This window comes from Actinoplanes sp. NPDC049548, from assembly GCF_040676695.1.
Lineage (GTDB): Bacteria > Actinomycetota > Actinomycetes > Mycobacteriales > Micromonosporaceae > Actinoplanes.
This window is the reverse complement of record NZ_JBFAPM010000003.1, coordinates 355,907-374,108: the sequence shown is the minus strand read 5'-3', so window position 1 is coordinate 374,108 and position 18,202 is coordinate 355,907. Positions and strand designations below refer to the sequence as shown.

Below are 18,202 nucleotides of genomic sequence, written 5' to 3'. Positions count from 1 at the left end.
GTCAGTCGCCGGCCAGGTCGCGGCGGATCGACCACGCCGCGACCGGCAGCGCCGCAGCCGTCCACCCCAGCAGGATCAGAAGGCCCTTGCCGCTGCCTCCGGCCGCCGCCAGGAAGCTGCTGAACGGCAACGGCTCCTCGAACCGCCCGATCATGCCCTCGGCGAACACCAGCCACCCGAGGTAGCCGGCGAGCAGCCAGAGCGGCCGCCGGACGACGGTCACGTTCGCCACGCCGTACGTCGCCATCAGCGGAGCGACCGCCAGCGTCGCGACGTACCAGCGGGCCTGGCCCGCCATGAGCACCGGAATGCCGCTCACGGCGACCAGCACGACACCCAGGACGGCGGCCACCACGCACTGCACGGCCAGCACGCGAAGCCGCTGCGGCCGGCCCAGGAACAGCAGCAGCGCGGTGCGGTGCTGGTAGTGCTGCGCGGTGACCATGATGGCCATGCCGAAGGCGCCGAGCCCGGCGAGCAACGACCAGAACTCCTCGCTGAACCAGCCCGTCACGGCCGCCAGGCAGCCGAAGCCGGCCAGCGACACCCACGACGACACGACGGTCACGCTGCGGTACAGCTCGCTGCGCAGGAGGGCGGTCACCGGGCGTCCGCCACGCTCAGGAAGAGGTCCTCGAGGTGCTGGGTCTCGGCGACCAGCTCGTACACCGGCACCTGCACGTGCAGCGCGATCTCCCCGGCGTCCTCCGCCGTGAGCCCGGTGACGAACAGCGAATGGCCGTCCGTGCTGACGGTGGCTCCCTGCAGCTCGTACGCCTCCCACAGCCGATCCATGTCGCCGCCCCGCACCCGCAGCCTGGACATGCCGGTCAGCTCGGTCAGCGGACCGGCCCGCAGGATCCGGCCCTGCCCGATGATCACCACGTCGTCGACCACCAGCTCCAGCTCGCTGAGCAGGTGGCTGGAGAGCAGCACCGTCCCACCGGCGGCGGCATGCCGGCGCAGCATGTCGCGCAGCCACGCCATGCCGGACGGGTCCAGCCCGTTGGCCGGCTCGTCGAGGATCAGCACGGACGGTTCGCCGAGCAGCGCCGTCGCCACCGCCAGCCGCTGCCGCATGCCCAGCGAGTAGTCGCCGGTCCGCTTCGCCGCGGCGTCGTCGAGCCCCACGTACTCCAGCAGCTCGTCCACCCGGCTCCGGGAGGCGCCGCTGAGCATCGCCTGCGTGACCAGATGGGTGTATCCGGTCTGCCCGGGGTGGCTCAACCCCTGCTCCAGCACCGCGCCGACCTCCCGCAGCGGGTGCCGCAGGTCGCGGTAGCGCCGCCCGTTGATCGTCGCGGTGCCGCGGGTGGCCCGGCTCAGGCCGAGCAGGATCCGCAGCGTGGTGCTCTTGCCCGAGCCGTTGAGCCCCAGCAGCCCGGTCACCCGGCCCGGCACGGCGGAGAACGTCACGTCACGGACGGCATCCACCCGGCCGTACGTCTTCGTCAACTCGTGGGTCTCGATCATCGCGGCGATTGTCCCCGCCGCTGTCAACCCGGCCGACAATGACAGGAGGGATGCGCCCGAACGCGGGCGCATCCCTCAGCCGTACTGCTCGCGCGTCAGCTGTCGCCGCCGGTCTCGCCGACCGGTGCGGCGTTGACGTCGTCGATCGCGTACTTCTTCGCCGCCTCGCCCGGCACGTGCGACGGGACCTTGCCGCGCAGCGCGAGCTGCCGCAGGGTCGCCACGGTCACCGACTCCGCGTCCACGTGGAAGTGGCGGCGCAGGGCGTGCCGGGTGTCGCTCATGCCGAAGCCGTCGGTGCCCAGCGACGTGTAGTCGTTCGGCACCCAGCGGCTGATCAGGTCGGGAACCGCCCGCATCCAGTCGCTGACCGCCACCGCCGGGCCCTCCGTGCCCTCCAGCTTCTGCTGGATGTACGGTTTGCGCGGCTGGTCGCCCGGGTTGAGCAGGTTGTGCTCCTCGGCCTCGACCGCGTCGCGGCGCAGCTCGGTCCAGGAGGTCACCGACCAGACGTCCGCGCCGACGCCCCAGTCCTGGGCGAGCAGCTGCTGGGCCTTGAGCGCCCACTGCATGCCCGTGCCGGAGGCCAGCAGCTGCGCCTTCGGGCCGGTGGTCTCCGGCGCCGCGGCATAGCGGTAGATGCCCTTCAGCAGACCCTCGACATCCACGCCGGCCGGCTCTGCGGGCTGCAGGATCGGCTCGTTGTAGACGGTGAGGTAGTAGAAGACGTTCTCCTGCTGCTCGCCGTACATGCGGTGCAGGCCGTTCTCCATGATGTGCGCGATCTCGAACGCGAACGCCGGGTCGTACGCCACCACCGCGGGGTTCGTCGCCGCGATCAGCAGCGAGTGGCCGTCCTCGTGCTGCAGGCCCTCGCCGTTGAGCGTGGTGCGCCCGGCGGTGGCACCGAGCAGGAAGCCGCGGGTCATCTGGTCCGCCGCCGCCCACAGCTCGTCCGCGGTGCGCTGGAAGCCGAACATCGAGTAGAAGATGTACAGCGGGATCATCGGCTGCCCGTGCGTCGCGTACGACGTACCCGCGGCGATGAAGCTGGCGGTCGAGCCGGCCTCGTTGATGCCCTCGTGCAGGATCTGCCCGTTGGTGGCTTCCTTGTAGGACAGGAACAGCTCACGGTCGACCGACGTGTACGTCTGCCCGTGCGGCGAGTAGATCTTCCGCGTCGGGAAGAGCGAGTCCATGCCGAACGTCCGCGCCTCGTCCGGGATGATCGGCACCCACCGGGCACCGAACTCCTTGTCCTTCATGATGTCCTTGAGCAGGCGGACGAACGCCATCGTGGTGGCGACCTTCTGCTTGCCCGAACCGCGCTTGACGTCGCCGAACCTCGCCGACTCCGGAATGGCCAGCGGGATCGTCCTCGTGCGCCGCGACGGCAGGTAGCCGCCCAGCTCCCTGCGCCGCTCCTGCAGGTAGGCGATCTCGTCGGACTTCTCGCCGGGGTGGTAGTACGGCGGGAGGTAGGGGTTGTCCTCCAGCTGCTTGTCCGGGATGTCGAGGTAGAGCCGGTCCCGGAAGCCCTTGAGGTCGTCCAGGGTCAGCTTCTTCATCTGGTGCGTGGCGTTGCGCGCCTCGAAGTGCGAACCCAGCGTCCAGCCCTTGATCGTCTTGGCGAGGATCACGGTGGGCTGGCCGGTGTGCTCGCTGGCCGCCTTGTACGCCGCGTACAGCTTCTTGTAGTCGTGGCCGCCGCGCTTGAGGTTCCACACCTCGTCGTCGGACATGCCCTCGACCAGCTTCCGGGTGCGCGGGTCACGGCCGAAGAAGTTCTCCCGGACGTACGCGCCCGACTCGCCCTTGTAGGTCTGGTAGTCGCCGTCGGGCGTGACGTTCATCAGGTTGACCAGCGCGCCGTCGGTGTCGGCGGCGAGCAGCGGGTCCCACTCCCGGCCCCAGATGACCTTGATGACGTTCCAGCCGGCACCGCGGAAGAACGCCTCCAGCTCCTGGATGACCTTGCCGTTGCCGCGCACCGGGCCGTCGAGGCGCTGCAGGTTGCAGTTGATGACGAAGGTCAGGTTGTCGAGCTCCTCGCGGGCGGCCAGGCCGATCGCGCCGAGCGACTCCACCTCGTCCATCTCGCCGTCGCCGAGGAACGCCCAGACGTGCTGCTGGCTGGTGTCCTTGATCCCGCGGTTGTGCAGGTAGCGGTTGAACCGGGCCTGGTAGATCGCGTTCAGCGGGCCGAGGCCCATGCTGACGGTCGGGAACTCCCAGAAGTTCGGCATCAGCCGGGGGTGCGGGTACGACGGGAGACCGCCGTTCGGGTGCGACAGCTCCTGCCGGAAGCCGTCGAGCTGGTCGGTGCTCAGCCGGCCCTCGAGGAAGGCGCGGGCGTACATGCCCGGGGACGCGTGCCCCTGGAAGAAGATGTGGTCTCCGCCGCCGGGGTGGTCCTTGCCGCGGAAGAAGTGGTTCATGCCGACCTCGTAGAGGCTGGCGCTCGACGCGTAGGTCGAGATGTGGCCGCCCACGCCGATGTCCGGCCGCTGCGCCCGGTGCACGAGCATCGCCGCGTTCCACCGGATGTACGCCCGGATCCGCCGCTCCACGAACTCGTCACCGGGGAACCACGGCTCCTGCTCCGGCGGGATCGTGTTGATGTAGTCGGTGGAGGTCAGGGGCGGGACGCCGACCTGTCGCTCCCGGGCCCGTTCGAGCAGGCGCAGCATCACGTACCGGGCTCTCTTGGCCCCACGTTCGTCGATGACTCCGTCGAGCGACTCGACCCACTCGCTGGTTTCCTCGGGGTCGATGTCCGGAAGCTGGCTCGGCAGGCCGTCGCTGATCACCGGGCGCTTGCGTTCCGTGGCCACAGGCATTCCTCTAGGTCGGTGTCGGGCCGTGCGCCCCATCGTGTGAACCGCACGTTAATGGCTCCATCCTGCCCCCTCGCGGTGGCTGGCGTCACGCCTACCGGCCGCCTACGCGACGCTCGACACAGGTACTGACCAGTAACTTCGTCAGCCGGGCAGGAAACTGAACCGAACCTGCCGCTCGGGGTTGTCGCCGTTGGGGTCGACGAGGCACACGGACTGCCAGGTGCCCAGCGCGATCCGGCCGTCGATCACCGGCAGCGTCGCGTACGGCGGGATCCAGGCGGGCAGGACGTGATCGCGGCCGTGACCGCGCGAACCGTGCCGGTGCTGCCACTTGTCCTCGGCCGGCAGCAGCTCGTCGATCGCGGTGAGCAGGTCGTCGTCGGAGCCGGCCCCGGTCTCGATGATCGCCACCCCGGCCGTCGCGTGCGGGACGAACACGTGCAGCAGGCCGTCACCGCGGCCCTGGGTGAACTGTTCGGCCTCGCGCGTGATGTCGCGGACGACCGGCCGGTTCCCGGTCCGGACGGTGATCACGGTGGTGTCCATGACCCCGAAGTCTTACATGTAGAGGTCCATGACCAGGAAGACCGTCCCCACCGTCAGGAACCACACGGCACAGAGGCCGATCCGGCCGACCCCGGCCCACATCGCCATACGGCCAGCCCACCACGCCGCCCCCGGCGTCCGGAGCGGAATGCTTGCGCCGTCACCCTCCTCGGTGCACCCGGCGCGCGGTGGCGGGGCTCGCCACGGTCGGCAATGCTGGGTCGCGTGACCACCCCGCAGAACCTCGACGAGCGTTTCCGCGACGCCGTCGCCGCCCTGCGCCCGGGCGGGTCCCGCCGGCCCGGGGACCCCACCCGGCCCGGTGACGACCCGGTGCGCGACGGCTCCGCCCTGACCGGCGCGCACGCCGGCCGGCTCTTCGACGCCCAGCTGACCAGCCGCCACCTCGACCTCGCCGCCCGCTGGCTGCGCAGCTTCAACGAGGGCTTCTACACGATCGGATCGTCCGGCCACGAGGGAAACGCCGCGGTCGCCGCCGCGCTGCGCCCGGGCGATCCGGCGTTGCTGCACTACCGTTCCGGGGCGTTCTACTGTGTGCGCGCGACCCAGGCGCCCGCACCGGCCGACGAGGACACCGACCCGCTCGTCGAGGCCGCCCGGGACGTGCTGCGGGGCGTGGTCGCGTCGGCCGCCGAACCCATCGCGGGCGGCCGGCACAAGGTCTTCGGCCGCGCCGACCTGCAGATCATCCCGGCCACCTCGACCATCGCCTCGCACCTGCCGCGGGCGGTCGGGCTCGCGTACGGGATCGCCCGGGTCCCCGCCCTGCGCGGCGTGGAAACCCCGTGGGACGACGACGCGGTCGCGGTCGCCTCCTTCGGCGACGCCTCGGTCAACCACGCCACGGCCACCGCGGCGCTCAACACGGTCGGTTGGTTCGACCACACCGGCCAGCGCCTGCCGCTGCTGCTCGTCTGCGAGGACAACGGCTTCGGCATCAGCGTCCCGTCCCCGCCCGGCTGGGTCGCCGAGACACTCCGCGCCCGCCCCGGGCTGCGCTACTTCTCGGCCGACGGATGTGACCTGGCCGTCGCGTACGACGCCGCCCGGGAGGCCGTCGACTGGGTGCGGGCGGAGCGCCGGCCGGCCGTGCTGCACCTCGGCATGGTCCGGCTCATGGGGCACGCCGGCGCGGACGCGGAGATCGCGTACCGTCCGGCCGAGGACATCACCCGCGACCTGGACCGGGACCCGCTGGTGGGGACCGCCCGGCTGCTGGTCGAGGCCGGCTTCGCGACCCCCGACGACCTGATCACCCGGTACGACGAGCTCGGCTGGCAGGTCCGCAAGGTCGCCGAGGAGGTCCTCGGCGAGCCGAAGCTCGCCACGCCGGCCCAGATCGTGGCGCCGCTCGCCCCGCGCCGGCCGCTGCGCACCGCGAGGCACGTCACCGACGCGGCCACCCGCGCGAGCGGCGCGGGGTCGGCGGCCCGCGCCCAAACCTTCGGCGGCAAATTGCCGGAGCAGAGCGGCCCGCTCACCCTCGCCCAGACCATCAACGCCACGCTGACCGACGCGCTGCTCACCACCCCCGGTGCCGTCGTGTACGGCGAGGACGTGGCCGTCAAGGGCGGCGTCTACGGCGTCACGAAGAACCTGCGCGACCGCTTCGGCGCCGACCGCGTCTTCGACACCCTGCTCGACGAGACGTCCATCCTCGGCCTCGGGCTGGGCGGCGCGCTGGCCGGGCTGCTCCCGATCCCGGAGATCCAGTACCTCGCCTACCTGCACAACGCCGAGGACCAGCTGCGCGGCGAGGCAGCCACGATGTCCTTCTTCTCGCAGGGCGCCTTCCGCAACCCGATGGTCGTCCGGGTCGCCGGGCTCGCCTACCAGCAGAGCTTCGGGGGCCACTTCCACAACGACAACTCGGTGGCCGTGCTGCGCGACGTACCCGGGCTGGTCCTGGCCGTGCCCGCCCGCCCGGCCGACGCCGCGCCGATGCTGCGCTCCTGCCTGGCCGCGGCGGCGGTCGACGGCAACGTCAGCGTCTTCCTCGAGCCGATCGCGCTCTACCACACCCGCGACCTGTACCAGCAGGGCGACAACGAGTGGCTGGCGCCGTACGCCGCGCCGGCGGAGTGGGCCGCCGCCCACATCCCGATCGGCCGCGCCCGCACCTACCCCTTCGGCTCGGCCGAGGACCTGACGATCCTCACGTTCGGCAACGGCCTGCGCATGTCACTGCGGGTCGCCGCCCAGCTCGCCGCTGACGGGTACGGCTCCCGCGTGGTGGACCTGCGCTGGCTGAGCCCGCTACCCGTGGCCGACCTGGTCCGCGAGGCGTCCGCGACCGGCAGAGTGCTCATCGTCGACGAGACCAGGCGCTCCGGCGGCGTCGGCGAAGGCATCCTCGCGGCCCTGGTCGACGGCGGTTTCGTGGGCGCGGCCCGCAGAATCGCGTCCGCCGACTCGCTCGTTCCGCTCGGTCCGGCAGCGCAACAGGTCCTGATCGGGGAAGATGCCATCACACAGGGTGCCCACGCCCTGCTGGCGCGGTAAATTGCCACACACTCGGTGCGCCACTTGCGCGCAGCCCCCCGAGTGTGTGGACTACCCCCACAGAACGTCGAGAACAGCAAGGAGGAATTCGACAGTGAGCGCGACCGCTGGTCAGGCCGACGGCGTACGCAGCCTGGCGGACCGGTTCGGCTTCGAGCCGACAATGGTGGTCATGGAGATGGGCTACGACGACGACGTCGACGAGGATCTCCGTGACGCCCTGACCGAACGCGTGGGCGAGTTGGTCGACGAGGACACCGACGAGGTGGTCGACGCGGTGCTGCTCTGGTACCGCGACGGCGACGGTGACCTGTTCGAACTGCTCACGGATGCACTGGGCCCGCTCGCAGACAGCGGCGTGGTGTGGCTCCTGACCCCCAAGGCGGGCCGCGACGGCCACGTCGAACCGAGCGAGGTCAGCGAGAGCGCACCGACGGCCGGCCTCCAGCAGACGTCCACGGTCAACGCCGGCAAGGACTGGACCGCAGCCCGGCTGGTCTCGCCCCGCGGAGCGAAGAAGAAGTAGACCCAGAATTCTGCGGCCGACCGCCGCGCGGTCTCGCTGCCGCGCGGCCGTTTAGGGTGGCTGAATGCCGATCGACGTGGGCACCGAGGCGCCGCCCTTCACCCTCAAGGACCAGAACAACCAGGAAATCGCCCTCACGGACTTCCGCGACCGCAAGGCGGTCCTGCTGGTCTTCTACCCCCTGGCCTTCTCCGGCACGTGCCAGGGCGAGCTGGAAGAAATCAAGACCAACCTCCCCGTGTACGCCAACACCGACGTCCAGATCCTGACGGTGAGCGTCGACTCGGTCTACAGCCACAAGGTCTGGGCGGAGCGCGAGGGCTACGAGTTCCCCCTCCTGTCCGACTTCTGGCCGCACGGCGGCGTGGCGCAGGCGTACGAGGTCTTCAACGCGGACCGTGGCTACGCCAACCGCGGCACCTTCATCATCGACAAGCGGGGCGTCGTGCGGCACGCGGAGATGAACCAGCCGGGGGAGCGGCGGAACCAGACGACCTGGCGGGAGAAGCTCGCCGAGGTGGTCAAGGTAGGATGACCACTCCGGTATCCACGGAGCCGGGCGCGTAGCTCAGTGGGAGAGCACTCGCCTTACAAGCGAGGGGTCGCAGGTTCGAAACCTGCCGCGCCCACCCATCTGACCTGCACCGGAGCGGACAGCCGCAGCATTGGCCATCCGCTCCGGTATCAGGTGGTCCGCCGAAGCGGCCCAGCGTGCCTGCGATCACCCATGGATCCCATGACGGTCCCGCTACCCCGCATCTGGCGCAATGCGTTGCACCGAGCCCACCACCGACCGGAACTCTTCCACCGATTCGTCGACGGCCACCTGCCATTGCGTGCTGTCGAACGCGCATATTCTCGCGATGACCGCCTTCGGGTCCCGTGGCGACTCGGCGATGTCATTCGTCCGGAAAGCAACTATTTCACAGTCGAACGTCTGCTCGATGTCATTCCCGAATGCCTTGAGTTCCGCCCATGTCATGGACAACCCATGAGGCGCCGATAGAACTCGATCTTCGAACTCCGGCATGGGAACCCCATCGGGAGCCTGCCCGATACCGTAGAACTCGAGCAGCACCCAACCGAAGCTGTTGTCAGGAAACGTTGCCAGCACGTCAGAAATCGCCAACAACGATCCGTCGGGGAGATGGACTGGTACTCGCACACCACCGGCTGGTTCATTCCAACGGTCACGATCCGGACCGTTAGGCCCCGTTGTGGTCACGATGCTGATCCTTACGTCAGGCGCTTGCGCATCTGGAGCGACGTGAGCTCGTACCCTTCCTGCTCGTACAGGCGGCGGGCGGCGGTGTTCTGGGCGAACACGTTCAACCCGATCGACACCACCCCGCGGCCTCGGCACTCCTCTTCGGCCGCACGCATGATGGCTCGCCCGTAGCCGCTGCGGCGCAGGCCTTCGTCGACTGCGATGTCGTACACGTACGCCTCGCTACCCGTCGCCTTCGGCGCGATGTGCAGCCAGAGCACGCCGACCGACGTCTCCCCGTCGTAGGCGTGCCACAGGTGGTGCTCGGCCGTCGCCAGGCCGTCCGGCAGCAGGCGGGCGTAGTCCGCGGCCGCCTTGTCCTGCGCGTCCTGCCAGGACGTCGCGCCCGAGTCGGCGATCTGGCGGGCGTAGCCCTCCTCGGCGGTCGCGCGGAAGACCGCGAACTGCGCCTCGGTCATCGGTGTGAGTGTCACGTCTGCCACGGCAGCACCCTAAGCGAAGTCGCGGTGCTTGAGCTTGGCGCGGCGGCCGTCCGGGTGGTGCCAGACGATGCCTTCGTACTGCGGGTTTGCCCGGAGCCAGGCGCGCAGGCCGTCGAAGTCGCGGGGGACGTCGAAGACCTCCGCTTCCGCGTGCGGGACCAGCTCGTGGCCGCGTACGTTCTCCGGGTTGCCGTTGATCTTCGGCCGGATGAGCTCGTAGGTGCCGGGGCGTCGCGGCGCCGCGGTGAGGGCCTCGGTGTGGTACTTGGCGTAGGCCGACTGGGCGATCGGCTCCCAGCCGACGGTCTTGCCGGTGACCTCGTCGGTCATCACCGGACGGTAGCCCGACGGCTGGGTGCGGCCGGGGCGGACCTCGCGCCGGGCCCACCAGGTGCCGTTCTCGTCGAGCAGCACGCAGGTGCCCTCGTACTTGCGGGTCGGGGTTCCCTCGCCGTCGAGGACCCATCGGCAGGCCGGGTGGACCTGCGGCAAGGTGCGCTTGCGGTCGTCCGGGTCGCGCAGGAACAGCGTGGGAATCTTGTTCATGCGGGCATGATCCCATCACCGCGAAGCGGTTTTCCGGCTCCGCGGACGTAGCCGACGATGTCGCGCACTACCGGCTCGTACGCCTGGCGCGGCTCCTTTTCCCAGCCCGCCGCCTGCCACGTCCCCAGCCGGAAGATCGCGGCGCGGATCAGGAGCTGGTCCCACTGCGGCAGATGGGCCCATCGCAACGCCGCCTCGAAGCCGGTGCCGTGCCAGACCATCGCGTCCACCACGGCCACTGCGGACGCCCAGGCCGGCGGTCGCCAGTAGGGCGCCCAGTCGATCACCGCCGGGGGCATGCCGTCCGCGAACAGGACGTTGCCGAGCAGGTCGCCGTGGATGACCTGGGCCGGCAGGTGAACCGGCCGCCGGGCGTCCAGCAGGTCGTCGAGCAGGTCGTCGCCGGTCCGGCTGCGGGGGTCCCAGGCCAGCTTCTCCCCGTACGCCCAGGGGTCGGATCGGGTGTCCAGGAACGCGGGCCGCGGCAGGTGGGCGACCGTCTCGTGGAACGCGGAACCTGTGCGGACCACCTCGTCGACGCGGCGCTGGTCCGGGTGACCCGCCATCGCGCGGGCCGCCTCCCAGCCGTCGGCGAGCCAGTCGCCGTCCGCCGCGCGCACCGGGCGGGCGATGCGGAAGTGCGGTGACTCCGGCAACGTCGCCAGGATCTGCGCACGCCAGCGGGTCTCGTCGTCGCCTTCCGAGGGCTTCAGGACCAGGTCGCCGGCGCGCCAGGTGCCGCCCTTGCCGCCGGACAGCCGTACCGGATCCGCGGTCGCGCTGAAAGCGCGCAGCACCCCGGCCGGCGGGCGTTGATCGTCCATGGGGTCATTCAACCGGTCCCATGGTGCGGATACCGCGACTTGTCGACGCTGCCACGGCCGAACCGCCGACCAGCGCGGCGAAGGTGAGGATCGCGGGGACCGGGCCCGTCGTCTCGATCAGTACGCCGGCCAGCAGCGGCGCCGCCGCCGACACGGACGTCGCCACCACGATGATCACGCTGACCACCCGCCCCTGGAGCCGGTCCGGCGTGATCGCCGCCTGGTGACCGAAGAGCGCGGCGTTGGTGGTCGGTCCCAGGAACACCGTCAGCGCTACCGGCACCGCGGCCGCGATGCTTCCGGTGAGCAGGGCACTCGCGGACATGAGCAGTGCGGCCGTCCAGCAGATGCCACGGATCAGCAGCGGCAGCGGCATCAACCGGTGCAGGACCGGCGCGAGCAGCGCGCCGAGCAGGCCGCCGACGGCGACCACGGTGGAGACCGCCCCGATGATCGCCGGCGGTACCCGATGCGCCTGCAACGTCACGATGATCGTGAAGGTGATGCCGTGGATCGCCAGGTTGAGCGGCGCGGCGACCAGCAGCACCGACCGCAGGAACGCGTTGCCGAACACGAACCGGAACCCCTCGGCCAGCGCCGCCACATGCCCGCCCGGGCCGGAGTCCCACCGTTCCTGCAGCGGCCGCCGCACCAGCGAGACACCCGCCATCGAGGCGAGGAACGTCACCGCGTCGCCGAGGAACGGCAGCGCATGCCCCAGCCCGAACAGCAGGCCGCCCAGGGGAGGACCGGCCAGCGAGGTCCCGTACGTCCGCGCCTCGTTGCGCGCGACCGCCGCCGGCAGCTGCGCGGGCGGCACGATGGTGCGCAGCGAGGAGTACTCGGCCGTACCGAAGAAGGCATTGCCCGCGGCACCCACCATGACCACCGCGACGACCAGGGCCAGCGGAGGCCGTCCCTGCCACACCACGACACCGAGAATGAGGTACGCGACCAGCCGCACCACATCGCACGCAAGCATGATTCGCCGCCGGTCGAACCGGTCGGCGAGCACCCCGGCCGGCAACCGCGACAGCACGGTGACGACGAGCCCGGCGCTCGCCACCAGCCCGGCCTGCACGGGCGAAGAAGTCAACGTCAGAAGCAGCAACGGTACGGCCAGAGCAGAGATCGCGGTTCCGGCGTCGGACAGCGACTGACTGACCCAGAGCAGGTTGAACTCCCGGTTGCGCCACAGTGTCGCGGGCGCATCGGTCATCCATCGACTGTCGCTGCTGTCCGGAGTGCTGTACAGGGCAGGGGAGGTCCATGCACGCCAGCCTGCTCCGGTCGACCGGGCTGCACCCGCAAATGTTCTGCGGCTGTGGACAACCTGCGCCCGTTGACGTCCTGCGCTCGTGGATATCCTGCGCCTGTGGATATCCGTGCCGCCATCGCCGACGAGCGACGCCGCATCGCCGACCTGGTCGGTTCGCTCGAGCCCGGGCAGCTGAACACCCCGAGCCTGTGCGGCGAGTGGACGGTCAAAGAGGTGGCCGGGCACCTGCTGGCGGCGGTGAGCAAGCCGCCCGTACCGGTGCCCCTGCTGCTCCTCCGCAGCGGCTTCCGCTTGCACAAGGCGAACGCGCGCCTGGCGGTCCTGACCGCGGCCAGACCTGCGGCGGAGCTGGCACAGGCACTGCGCGACCACGCCGACGTAGCGTTCCAGCCGCCGATCGTCGGATACCCGGGCCAGCTCACCGACCTGCAGGTACACGGGCAGGACATGCGCCGGCCACTGGGGCTGCCGCACGGCCTGCGGCTCGACCGGCTCAAGGTGTCGCTGGAGTTCCTGACGTCGGGCCGAGCGATGGGGTTCACCTCGAAGCGGCGGCTGGCGGGTCTGCGGTTCGAGGCGTCCGACCTGCACTGGGCGTACGGGTCGGGGCCGCTGGTGACCGGACCGGCGGAGGCGCTGATGCTGGCCATGTGCGGGCGCGGAGTGGCATTGAAGGAGCTGGACGGCCCCGGCGTGCCGGTCCTCACCGGTCGTCTGTCGGCCTGATCCGCTCCCTCGCCGGTCGTCTGCCGGGGTTTGACCCGCTCCTCGCCGGTCGCCTCGGCCGGTCTACCCCTTGCCGCCGTCCCGGGGTGGGTCGACGGCCTTCCATGTGGCGCGGGCTCCATGTGGTGCGGGTGATCTCGTGGCCGCCGGGTGGCTCGACCGATCCGTGGCCGCCGGAAGTCTGACGATCTGCTGACGGCCCGCGTCCCTTTCGGGGCGTTCTGCCCGGCGGATCGCTGCTCCGCCGCCCGGAAACGCCGCGATCGGCCGACACACCCCACCGAAACTGTCAGCCCGCCGCCCTACCGTCGCGGCATGAACGACAACGAGTACACGCCGGACCTGGACCGGCGCCCCCACACCCAGCTCGACCGCCACTTCATCTCCGGTGGCAACACCTACCAGCTCACCGCATGCGGCACAGGCGACGACCGCATCCGGCTGACCCTGTCCGGCTGGAACCCCGGCGGCGAGGTGGTGAGCGAGTTCAGCGGAGGGATCTCGCCGGCCGACCTGCCCGCCGTCACGGAGGCCCTCACCTCGACGCTCACCGGCCTGGCCGCCCTCCGGTCCCGCGGCAAGCCGTCCCGCCCGCCCGCCGACAAACCCAAGCGCTACCCCAACCGAGGCGCCCGCTGGTCCCCCGAGGACGACGAACGCCTGGTGACGCGCTACCGCGAAGGCGCCACGGAACACGAGCTGATGGCGGAGTTCGGCCGCAGCCGCGGTGGCATCCTGGCCAGATTGGAGAGTCTCGGGGAGATCACCGCAGAAGAGGGGCCCGGCTTCCGAGTCAGGTTCGATCCCGTGGTTGCGGACCGCTCCCAAGGCGCCCAGCCGATGATCGAGGAGGAGTCCGCCGTGGGAGCACCGTGACCGGCAGCCCGTCGTCGGCGGTCACCCGGTGACCGCCGACGCCCCGGCTGACCGAGACCTTCGCGGGCGGCCGGCCGTGCCCTGGTGGGACCGACCATCGCCCGAGGCCGAAACCGGCACGTTCACGAGACGGACGACGTGTTTGAGGGACAGCGGCCGGGAAACGAAGCCGAGACGCCGGCCACTGTCCCGCCGATCGTGGGCGGGTGCGTCGTTGAGACTGATGTCAGGTGTCGACCGGCGTCTGGAGGGTTGGCGCGTGCACGTGGTCATCGACGGGCGGTTCGTCCTAGACGAGGCCGACCTGCAACGACGCCTGGCCGGCGCCCTCGGCTACGGCCCTTACTACCGACAAGACCTGGACGACCTGCGCGATCGGTTGTGCGCGGGCGACCCCCGTCCGCTGCAGCTGGTGTGGATCCACGCGGCCAGCCTCCGGATGGCGATCGGAGGCCCCGTCTTCGACCGCTACGTCAAGACGCTGGAGGAGATCGAAGCCGCCGACAACGGGCGCGGTTGGCCGGACCGCTTCGTCTTCCGCATCTTCGAGTAACCGGCACGCTGCGGCATACGGGTCTGCGAATGACCGGACGGTTCTGCCCTGCGGTTGGAATGATTGGACGGTTCTGCCCTGCGGATCAAATGACCTGACGGTCCTGCCCTGCGGCTAATCGGCCGACGGGACGGCATGGCTCGCGCGTCCTCGAGCGACCGGACCGCTCATCACGGTGCGGATGCAGGCCCAACTCACAGCGTGTCGAAGTCGGTGCTGGTCATCACCCGGCGGACGCCGATCGGTTGCTGCTGCGGCATGCCGTCAGGGCCGGGGACCTGGGAGATGCGGGCCGCGATCTCGATCGCCCGGGCCTCCGACTCGACGTCGACGATCTGGAACCCCGCCAGCATCCCGTCGCGCGTCGCGGGTGGGCCGTCGGAGACCACCGGTGCCGTTCCGTCCGAGGTGACGATTCTGGCGAGCTCGGGTCCGGTCAGGGTGTGCCCGTCGACGTACTCGCCGCTCGCGACGAGCTCCCTGGTGAGGGCGTCGTAGTAGTCCACGTGCGCCTTGATCTCCTCGGGCTTCCACTGCGCCATCGGGATGTCGACGGCGCCGCCGTGGTAGTCGACCGTGAGCAGGTACTTCATGGGGTCCTCCGCTTCCTGCCGCCGCCAGCTCGGTGCGGTCACCTCTGGTCGGAGCAGGCTCCCGCGATCTCGACATCGGCGACGCAGCTGGGCGTGCGGCCGGACAAGCCCGCGGCGGCCGGTCGAGCAGCGCCTGGGGTGCACCCGCGCTGCACCCCGGGGGCGGCTCAAGTACGTGCGGTGGGACCCGATCTCACTGGCACCTGCGGACGGCTCCGCGGGTGAGCGGGTCCGGCCGTACCCCCCTCGGCGGCCGGGCCCGCTCGGTTACCAGGACAGCGGGCCGGAAGGGGTGTGGCGTGACCGGTCACCTGTTCGTCGGGGGCGACCACGAGAAGATCGTCGTGTCGCCGTACCCGCTGCGGATGCGGACCGGGCGCGCCCGGCGGGACCGGCAGGGTTCGGTCACCGAGATCGTGCCGGTGGCGCCGAGTGGGCGGAGCCGGGAGACGCGGGTGCGGTTCACCTCGCAGCTGTCGCTGGTCCTTCTCGTGCTCGTCGCCGTGCTGAGCGCGCTGGGCATCGCCTGGTGGGCCGCCGCGTCGGGTGCGCTTGCGCTCGTCACGTTCGTCACCGTCCAGCAGGCCCGAGCCGCCCGGGAGGGCACCATCGCGCTGCCCCGGGACGACGACTCCTACGTTCTGCACGCCGCCGAGGAGCGGGCCGCGTACGGGAGGGCCCTGGTTGTCGCCCGGAGGGTGCGGCGGACGTGGCCCGCGCTGCGGCACATGGTTGACCCCGACGACGCGGATCGGAGCTTGACCGCCGCGCTGCGCGAGCTTGCCGCGATCATGGCTCGCCGGCAGCAGATCCGGCGGCTGCGCGAGGAGCTCGGCGCCGCTTCCCTGCACGACCTGCCCGCGGACAGCCCGGCCGTGCAGGCGCTCGCCGAGCAGCGGCTGCGCGTCGAAGGGTTGTGGCGCTCCACGGCCGCGGCGGCCAACCGGATCCTGGCCGGCATCAACGCCGCGGCGATCGCGGGGGAGAACCTGATCCGCGAGCAGCGGATCGGCCAGACGGCCCGGGACGCCGAGCTGGCGATCTCGCGGCTCGCCCTGACCGCCACGGCGCCCGCCGACTCCGCCCCGGAGCTTGCCGAACGCACCGCCGCGGTGATCGCCGCCTACCGCGAGCTGGCTGCGGACCACTGACCGACCCCAGCCCAGAGCGACCGGGCGGCGGGCCGGGGGGCCGCCGCGGACAACGCCGGAAGGCGGCCCGCGGACCTCAGCCGGCGGCCGCCCGAGCCACGTCCTCGGCGATCAGATCCATGTTCAGCATCGCGGCCGCCTGCAGCCCCGCCGCCGCCGAGCTGACCACCTGGGCCATCGGATCGGTGACGTTCCCCGCCACCCATACCCCGGGCACCGCCGTACGCCCGTTCGGCTCCGCCGCCACCGTGGTGCCGAAGTCGGTCTCCACCACCTCCAGCCCCAGTGACCGCAGCGGCCCGGCGTTGGCCACCAAGCGGGATGCCGCCACCACGGCGTCCCGGGCGACCAGCGTGCCGTCGATCAGGCGTACCCCGGTCACCCTGTCGCCGTCCGCCACCACCTCGCTGACCTTCTCGGCCACGAGCCGGATTCCGCGGGCGGCCAGCTCGCGAGCCTGGGACGCGTCCGGCTCGGGCGCGGTGTGCTGGAACAGCACCACGTCCTCGGTCCATTGCCGCCACAGCTGGGCGTGGTGCAGCGCGATCGGGGAGGTCCCGATGATGCCGATCGCCTGGCCGCGTACCTCGTAGCCATGGCAGTACGGGCAGTGCAGCACCCCGCGCCCCCACTGTTCGCGCAGGCCGGGGATGTCCGGGAGCTCGTCGGTCAGGCCGGTGGCCGCCAGTACGCGCCGCCCGTGGAACCGGCGTCCGTCGGTGAGGGTGACTTCGAGCCCATCCTCAAGAGCAGCCGCCGTGGCGACGGTGGCGTCGATGATCTGGCCGCCGTAGCGGGTGACCTCGGCCCGTCCCTGTGCGCGGAAGTCGGCGGGTGGGATGCCGTCGCGGGTGAGGTAGTTGTGGATGCCTCCCGCCCGGGCGTTGCGGGGGGCCGCCGCGTCCACCAGGAGGACCGTGCGCAGGGCCCGGCCCAGCGCCACCGCGGCGCTCATTCCGGCGGATCCGCCGCCGATCACGATCACGTCGTAGGTCATGCCGTCACGGTGGCGCGGTACCCGGCTCGGTGGCAAAGTTATTTGCCATGACGGCAAACGAGGACGTCCTGGCGGCGGTGGGGCCGCGGTTGCGCGCGCTGCGTCAGGAGCACGGCACCACCCTGGCCGGGCTGTCCGAGGTCACCGGCATCTCGGTCAGCACGCTGTCGCGGCTGGAGGCGGGGCAGCGGAGGGCGACCCTGGAGCTGTTGTTACCGCTGGCCCGGGCGTACAGGGTGCCGCTCGACGAGCTGGTCGGCGCCCCGGCCACCGGTGACCCGCGGATCTACGCGCGGCCGATCAAGCATCGCAGCGGTCAGACGATCATCCCGCTGAGCCGCCAGCCGACCGGCCTGCAGGCGTTCAAGCACCTCATTCCGGCCGGTGCGCGGCAGGAGCCGGACCCGCAGACCCATGAGGGGTACGAGTGGCTCTACGTCCTCGCCGGCAGGCTGCGGCTGGTGCTCGGCGCCCACGACCTGGTCCTGCCGCCCGGCGAGGCCGCCGAGTTCGACACGCGGGTCCCGCACTGGTTCGGCAGCGCGACCGGCGAGGCCGTGGAGGTCCTCACGATCTTCGGTCCCCAGGGGGAGCGGATGCACGTCCGCGCTCGCCCGAAGAGCGGCTAAAGGTCCTTCACGAACCAGTGGTCGGCGAAGGGGCGCGAGCTCACCGCCGCGACCTCGCGATAGCCGCACGCCGCGTAGAGCGCCCGAGCCTCGGTGAGGTCCTCGCGCGTGTCCAGGCGCAATGACCGCAGCTCCCGCCTCCGCGCCTCGTCCTCGACGGCGGCGAGCAGCTCCCGGGCCACCCCGGTTCGCCGGGCCGACGGCCGCACGTACATCTTGGTGATCTCGCCGACCGGCGGCTCGGCGAGCCGCAGCCCCACGCAGCCGACCGCGTCCTCGTCCCGGTACGCGACCAGAAGCACCGCGATGTCGTCGGCGGGCTCGTCGGCCAGCGCCTGGTCCACGAGGGAAGCGGGCATCGGTCTACCGTGGTAGCGGTCGACGATCTCGGTCATATAGGACCGGATGAG

General features: G+C 71.1%; 20 protein-coding genes and 1 tRNA gene. 9 read left to right on the top strand and 12 right to left on the bottom strand.

The window, feature by feature from the left end; genetic code table 11:
- Window position 1: 1 nt before the first annotated feature.
- The 4 genes from AB0J80_RS08965 to AB0J80_RS08950 form a co-directional block, all read right to left on the bottom strand.
- A complete protein-coding gene (locus AB0J80_RS08965; RefSeq protein WP_364702147.1) occupies window positions 2-604 on the bottom strand; it encodes a hypothetical protein in 603 nt (200 codons plus the stop codon).
- A complete protein-coding gene (locus AB0J80_RS08960) occupies window positions 601-1,473 on the bottom strand; it encodes an ATP-binding cassette domain-containing protein (RefSeq protein WP_364702144.1) in 873 nt (290 codons plus the stop codon). Before AB0J80_RS08960 ends, AB0J80_RS08965 begins: the two co-directional genes overlap by 4 nt.
- Before the next feature lie 95 nt (window positions 1,474-1,568).
- Window positions 1,569-4,307 carry a pyruvate dehydrogenase (acetyl-transferring), homodimeric type gene (aceE, locus tag AB0J80_RS08955; RefSeq protein ID WP_364702141.1) on the bottom strand — a complete coding sequence of 913 codons (2,739 nt, stop codon included), beginning with the start codon at window positions 4,305-4,307 and terminating at the stop codon, window positions 1,569-1,571.
- A gap of 147 nt (window positions 4,308-4,454) precedes the next feature.
- Window positions 4,455-4,859 (bottom strand): YjbQ family protein, encoded by a 405-nt coding sequence (locus tag AB0J80_RS08950; protein WP_364702138.1) that lies wholly within the window; start codon window positions 4,857-4,859, stop codon window positions 4,455-4,457.
- A 213-nt stretch (window positions 4,860-5,072) separates the two neighbouring features.
- Between AB0J80_RS08950 and AB0J80_RS08945 the strand changes: the two genes are divergently transcribed.
- From AB0J80_RS08945 to AB0J80_RS08930, 4 genes are all read left to right on the top strand, one after another.
- Window positions 5,073-7,382: a thiamine pyrophosphate-dependent enzyme gene (locus tag AB0J80_RS08945; protein WP_364702135.1), complete on the top strand. Its 2,310-nt coding sequence runs from the start codon at window positions 5,073-5,075 to the stop codon at window positions 7,380-7,382.
- A gap of 94 nt (window positions 7,383-7,476) precedes the next feature.
- Entirely contained in the window at window positions 7,477-7,908 is a 432-nt protein-coding gene (locus tag AB0J80_RS08940; RefSeq protein ID WP_364685309.1) for a DUF3052 domain-containing protein, read from the top strand.
- Between the two features lie 64 nt (window positions 7,909-7,972).
- On the top strand, window positions 7,973-8,443 hold the full coding sequence (locus AB0J80_RS08935) for a peroxiredoxin (protein WP_364702132.1): 471 nt from the start codon (window positions 7,973-7,975) through the stop codon (window positions 8,441-8,443).
- A 22-nt stretch (window positions 8,444-8,465) separates the two neighbouring features.
- Window positions 8,466-8,537 (top strand) — tRNA-Val (locus AB0J80_RS08930).
- Window positions 8,538-8,656: 119 nt separating this feature from the next.
- On the opposite strand, the gene AB0J80_RS08925 is transcribed toward AB0J80_RS08930, so the two are convergent.
- The 5 genes from AB0J80_RS08925 to AB0J80_RS08905 all read right to left on the bottom strand — a co-directional run bounded on the left by AB0J80_RS08925 (window position 8,657) and on the right by AB0J80_RS08905 (window position 12,207).
- Entirely contained in the window at window positions 8,657-9,037 is a 381-nt protein-coding gene (locus tag AB0J80_RS08925; RefSeq protein WP_364702129.1) for a hypothetical protein, read from the bottom strand.
- 107 nt (window positions 9,038-9,144) lie between these two features.
- Window positions 9,145-9,618, bottom strand: coding sequence for a GNAT family N-acetyltransferase (locus tag AB0J80_RS08920; protein WP_364702126.1), 474 nt, complete (start codon window positions 9,616-9,618; stop codon window positions 9,145-9,147).
- A gap of 9 nt (window positions 9,619-9,627) precedes the next feature.
- Window positions 9,628-10,164, bottom strand: coding sequence for a DUF5565 family protein (locus tag AB0J80_RS08915; RefSeq protein ID WP_364702123.1), 537 nt, complete (start codon window positions 10,162-10,164; stop codon window positions 9,628-9,630).
- On the bottom strand, window positions 10,161-10,988 hold the full coding sequence (locus AB0J80_RS08910) for a TIGR02569 family protein (RefSeq protein WP_364702120.1): 828 nt from the start codon (window positions 10,986-10,988) through the stop codon (window positions 10,161-10,163). The genes AB0J80_RS08915 and AB0J80_RS08910 overlap by 4 nt, the downstream gene beginning before the upstream one ends.
- A 4-nt stretch (window positions 10,989-10,992) precedes the next feature.
- The gene (locus AB0J80_RS08905; protein ID WP_364702118.1) at window positions 10,993-12,207 is read right to left on the bottom strand and encodes an MFS transporter; all 1,215 of its coding nucleotides are present in this window, start codon (window positions 12,205-12,207) and stop codon (window positions 10,993-10,995) included.
- A 156-nt stretch (window positions 12,208-12,363) separates the two neighbouring features.
- On the opposite strand from AB0J80_RS08905, the gene AB0J80_RS08900 reads away from it, so the two are divergent.
- From AB0J80_RS08900 to AB0J80_RS08890, 3 genes are all read left to right on the top strand, one after another.
- On the top strand, window positions 12,364-12,993 hold the full coding sequence (locus AB0J80_RS08900; RefSeq protein ID WP_364702115.1) for a maleylpyruvate isomerase family mycothiol-dependent enzyme: 630 nt from the start codon (window positions 12,364-12,366) through the stop codon (window positions 12,991-12,993).
- Window positions 12,994-13,308: 315 nt separating this feature from the next.
- Window positions 13,309-13,869 carry a hypothetical protein gene (locus AB0J80_RS08895; RefSeq protein ID WP_364702113.1) on the top strand — a complete coding sequence of 187 codons (561 nt, stop codon included), beginning with the start codon at window positions 13,309-13,311 and terminating at the stop codon, window positions 13,867-13,869.
- Between the two features lie 259 nt (window positions 13,870-14,128).
- Entirely contained in the window at window positions 14,129-14,422 is a 294-nt protein-coding gene (locus AB0J80_RS08890) for a barstar family protein (RefSeq protein WP_364702110.1), read from the top strand.
- Between the two features lie 194 nt (window positions 14,423-14,616).
- Here the strand turns inward: AB0J80_RS08890 and AB0J80_RS08885 are convergent, their stop codons facing one another.
- The gene (locus AB0J80_RS08885) at window positions 14,617-15,015 is read right to left on the bottom strand and encodes a YciI family protein (RefSeq protein ID WP_364702107.1); all 399 of its coding nucleotides are present in this window, start codon (window positions 15,013-15,015) and stop codon (window positions 14,617-14,619) included.
- Window positions 15,016-15,314: 299 nt separating this feature from the next.
- On the opposite strand from AB0J80_RS08885, the gene AB0J80_RS08880 reads away from it, so the two are divergent.
- Window positions 15,315-16,166, top strand: a complete 852-nt coding sequence (locus AB0J80_RS08880; protein WP_364702104.1) for a hypothetical protein — start codon at window positions 15,315-15,317, stop codon at window positions 16,164-16,166.
- 76 nt (window positions 16,167-16,242) lie between these two features.
- Here the strand turns inward: AB0J80_RS08880 and AB0J80_RS08875 are convergent, their stop codons facing one another.
- A complete protein-coding gene (locus tag AB0J80_RS08875) occupies window positions 16,243-17,163 on the bottom strand; it encodes an NAD(P)/FAD-dependent oxidoreductase (RefSeq protein WP_364702101.1) in 921 nt (306 codons plus the stop codon).
- 47 nt (window positions 17,164-17,210) lie between these two features.
- On the opposite strand from AB0J80_RS08875, the gene AB0J80_RS08870 reads away from it, so the two are divergent.
- Window positions 17,211-17,792, top strand: a complete 582-nt coding sequence (locus tag AB0J80_RS08870) for an XRE family transcriptional regulator (protein ID WP_364702099.1) — start codon at window positions 17,211-17,213, stop codon at window positions 17,790-17,792.
- On the opposite strand, the gene AB0J80_RS08865 is transcribed toward AB0J80_RS08870, so the two are convergent.
- Window positions 17,789-18,187 (bottom strand): GNAT family N-acetyltransferase, encoded by a 399-nt coding sequence (locus tag AB0J80_RS08865; RefSeq protein ID WP_364702623.1) that lies wholly within the window; start codon window positions 18,185-18,187, stop codon window positions 17,789-17,791. The genes AB0J80_RS08870 and AB0J80_RS08865 overlap by 4 nt on opposite strands.
- Window positions 18,188-18,202: the final 15 nt, after the last annotated feature.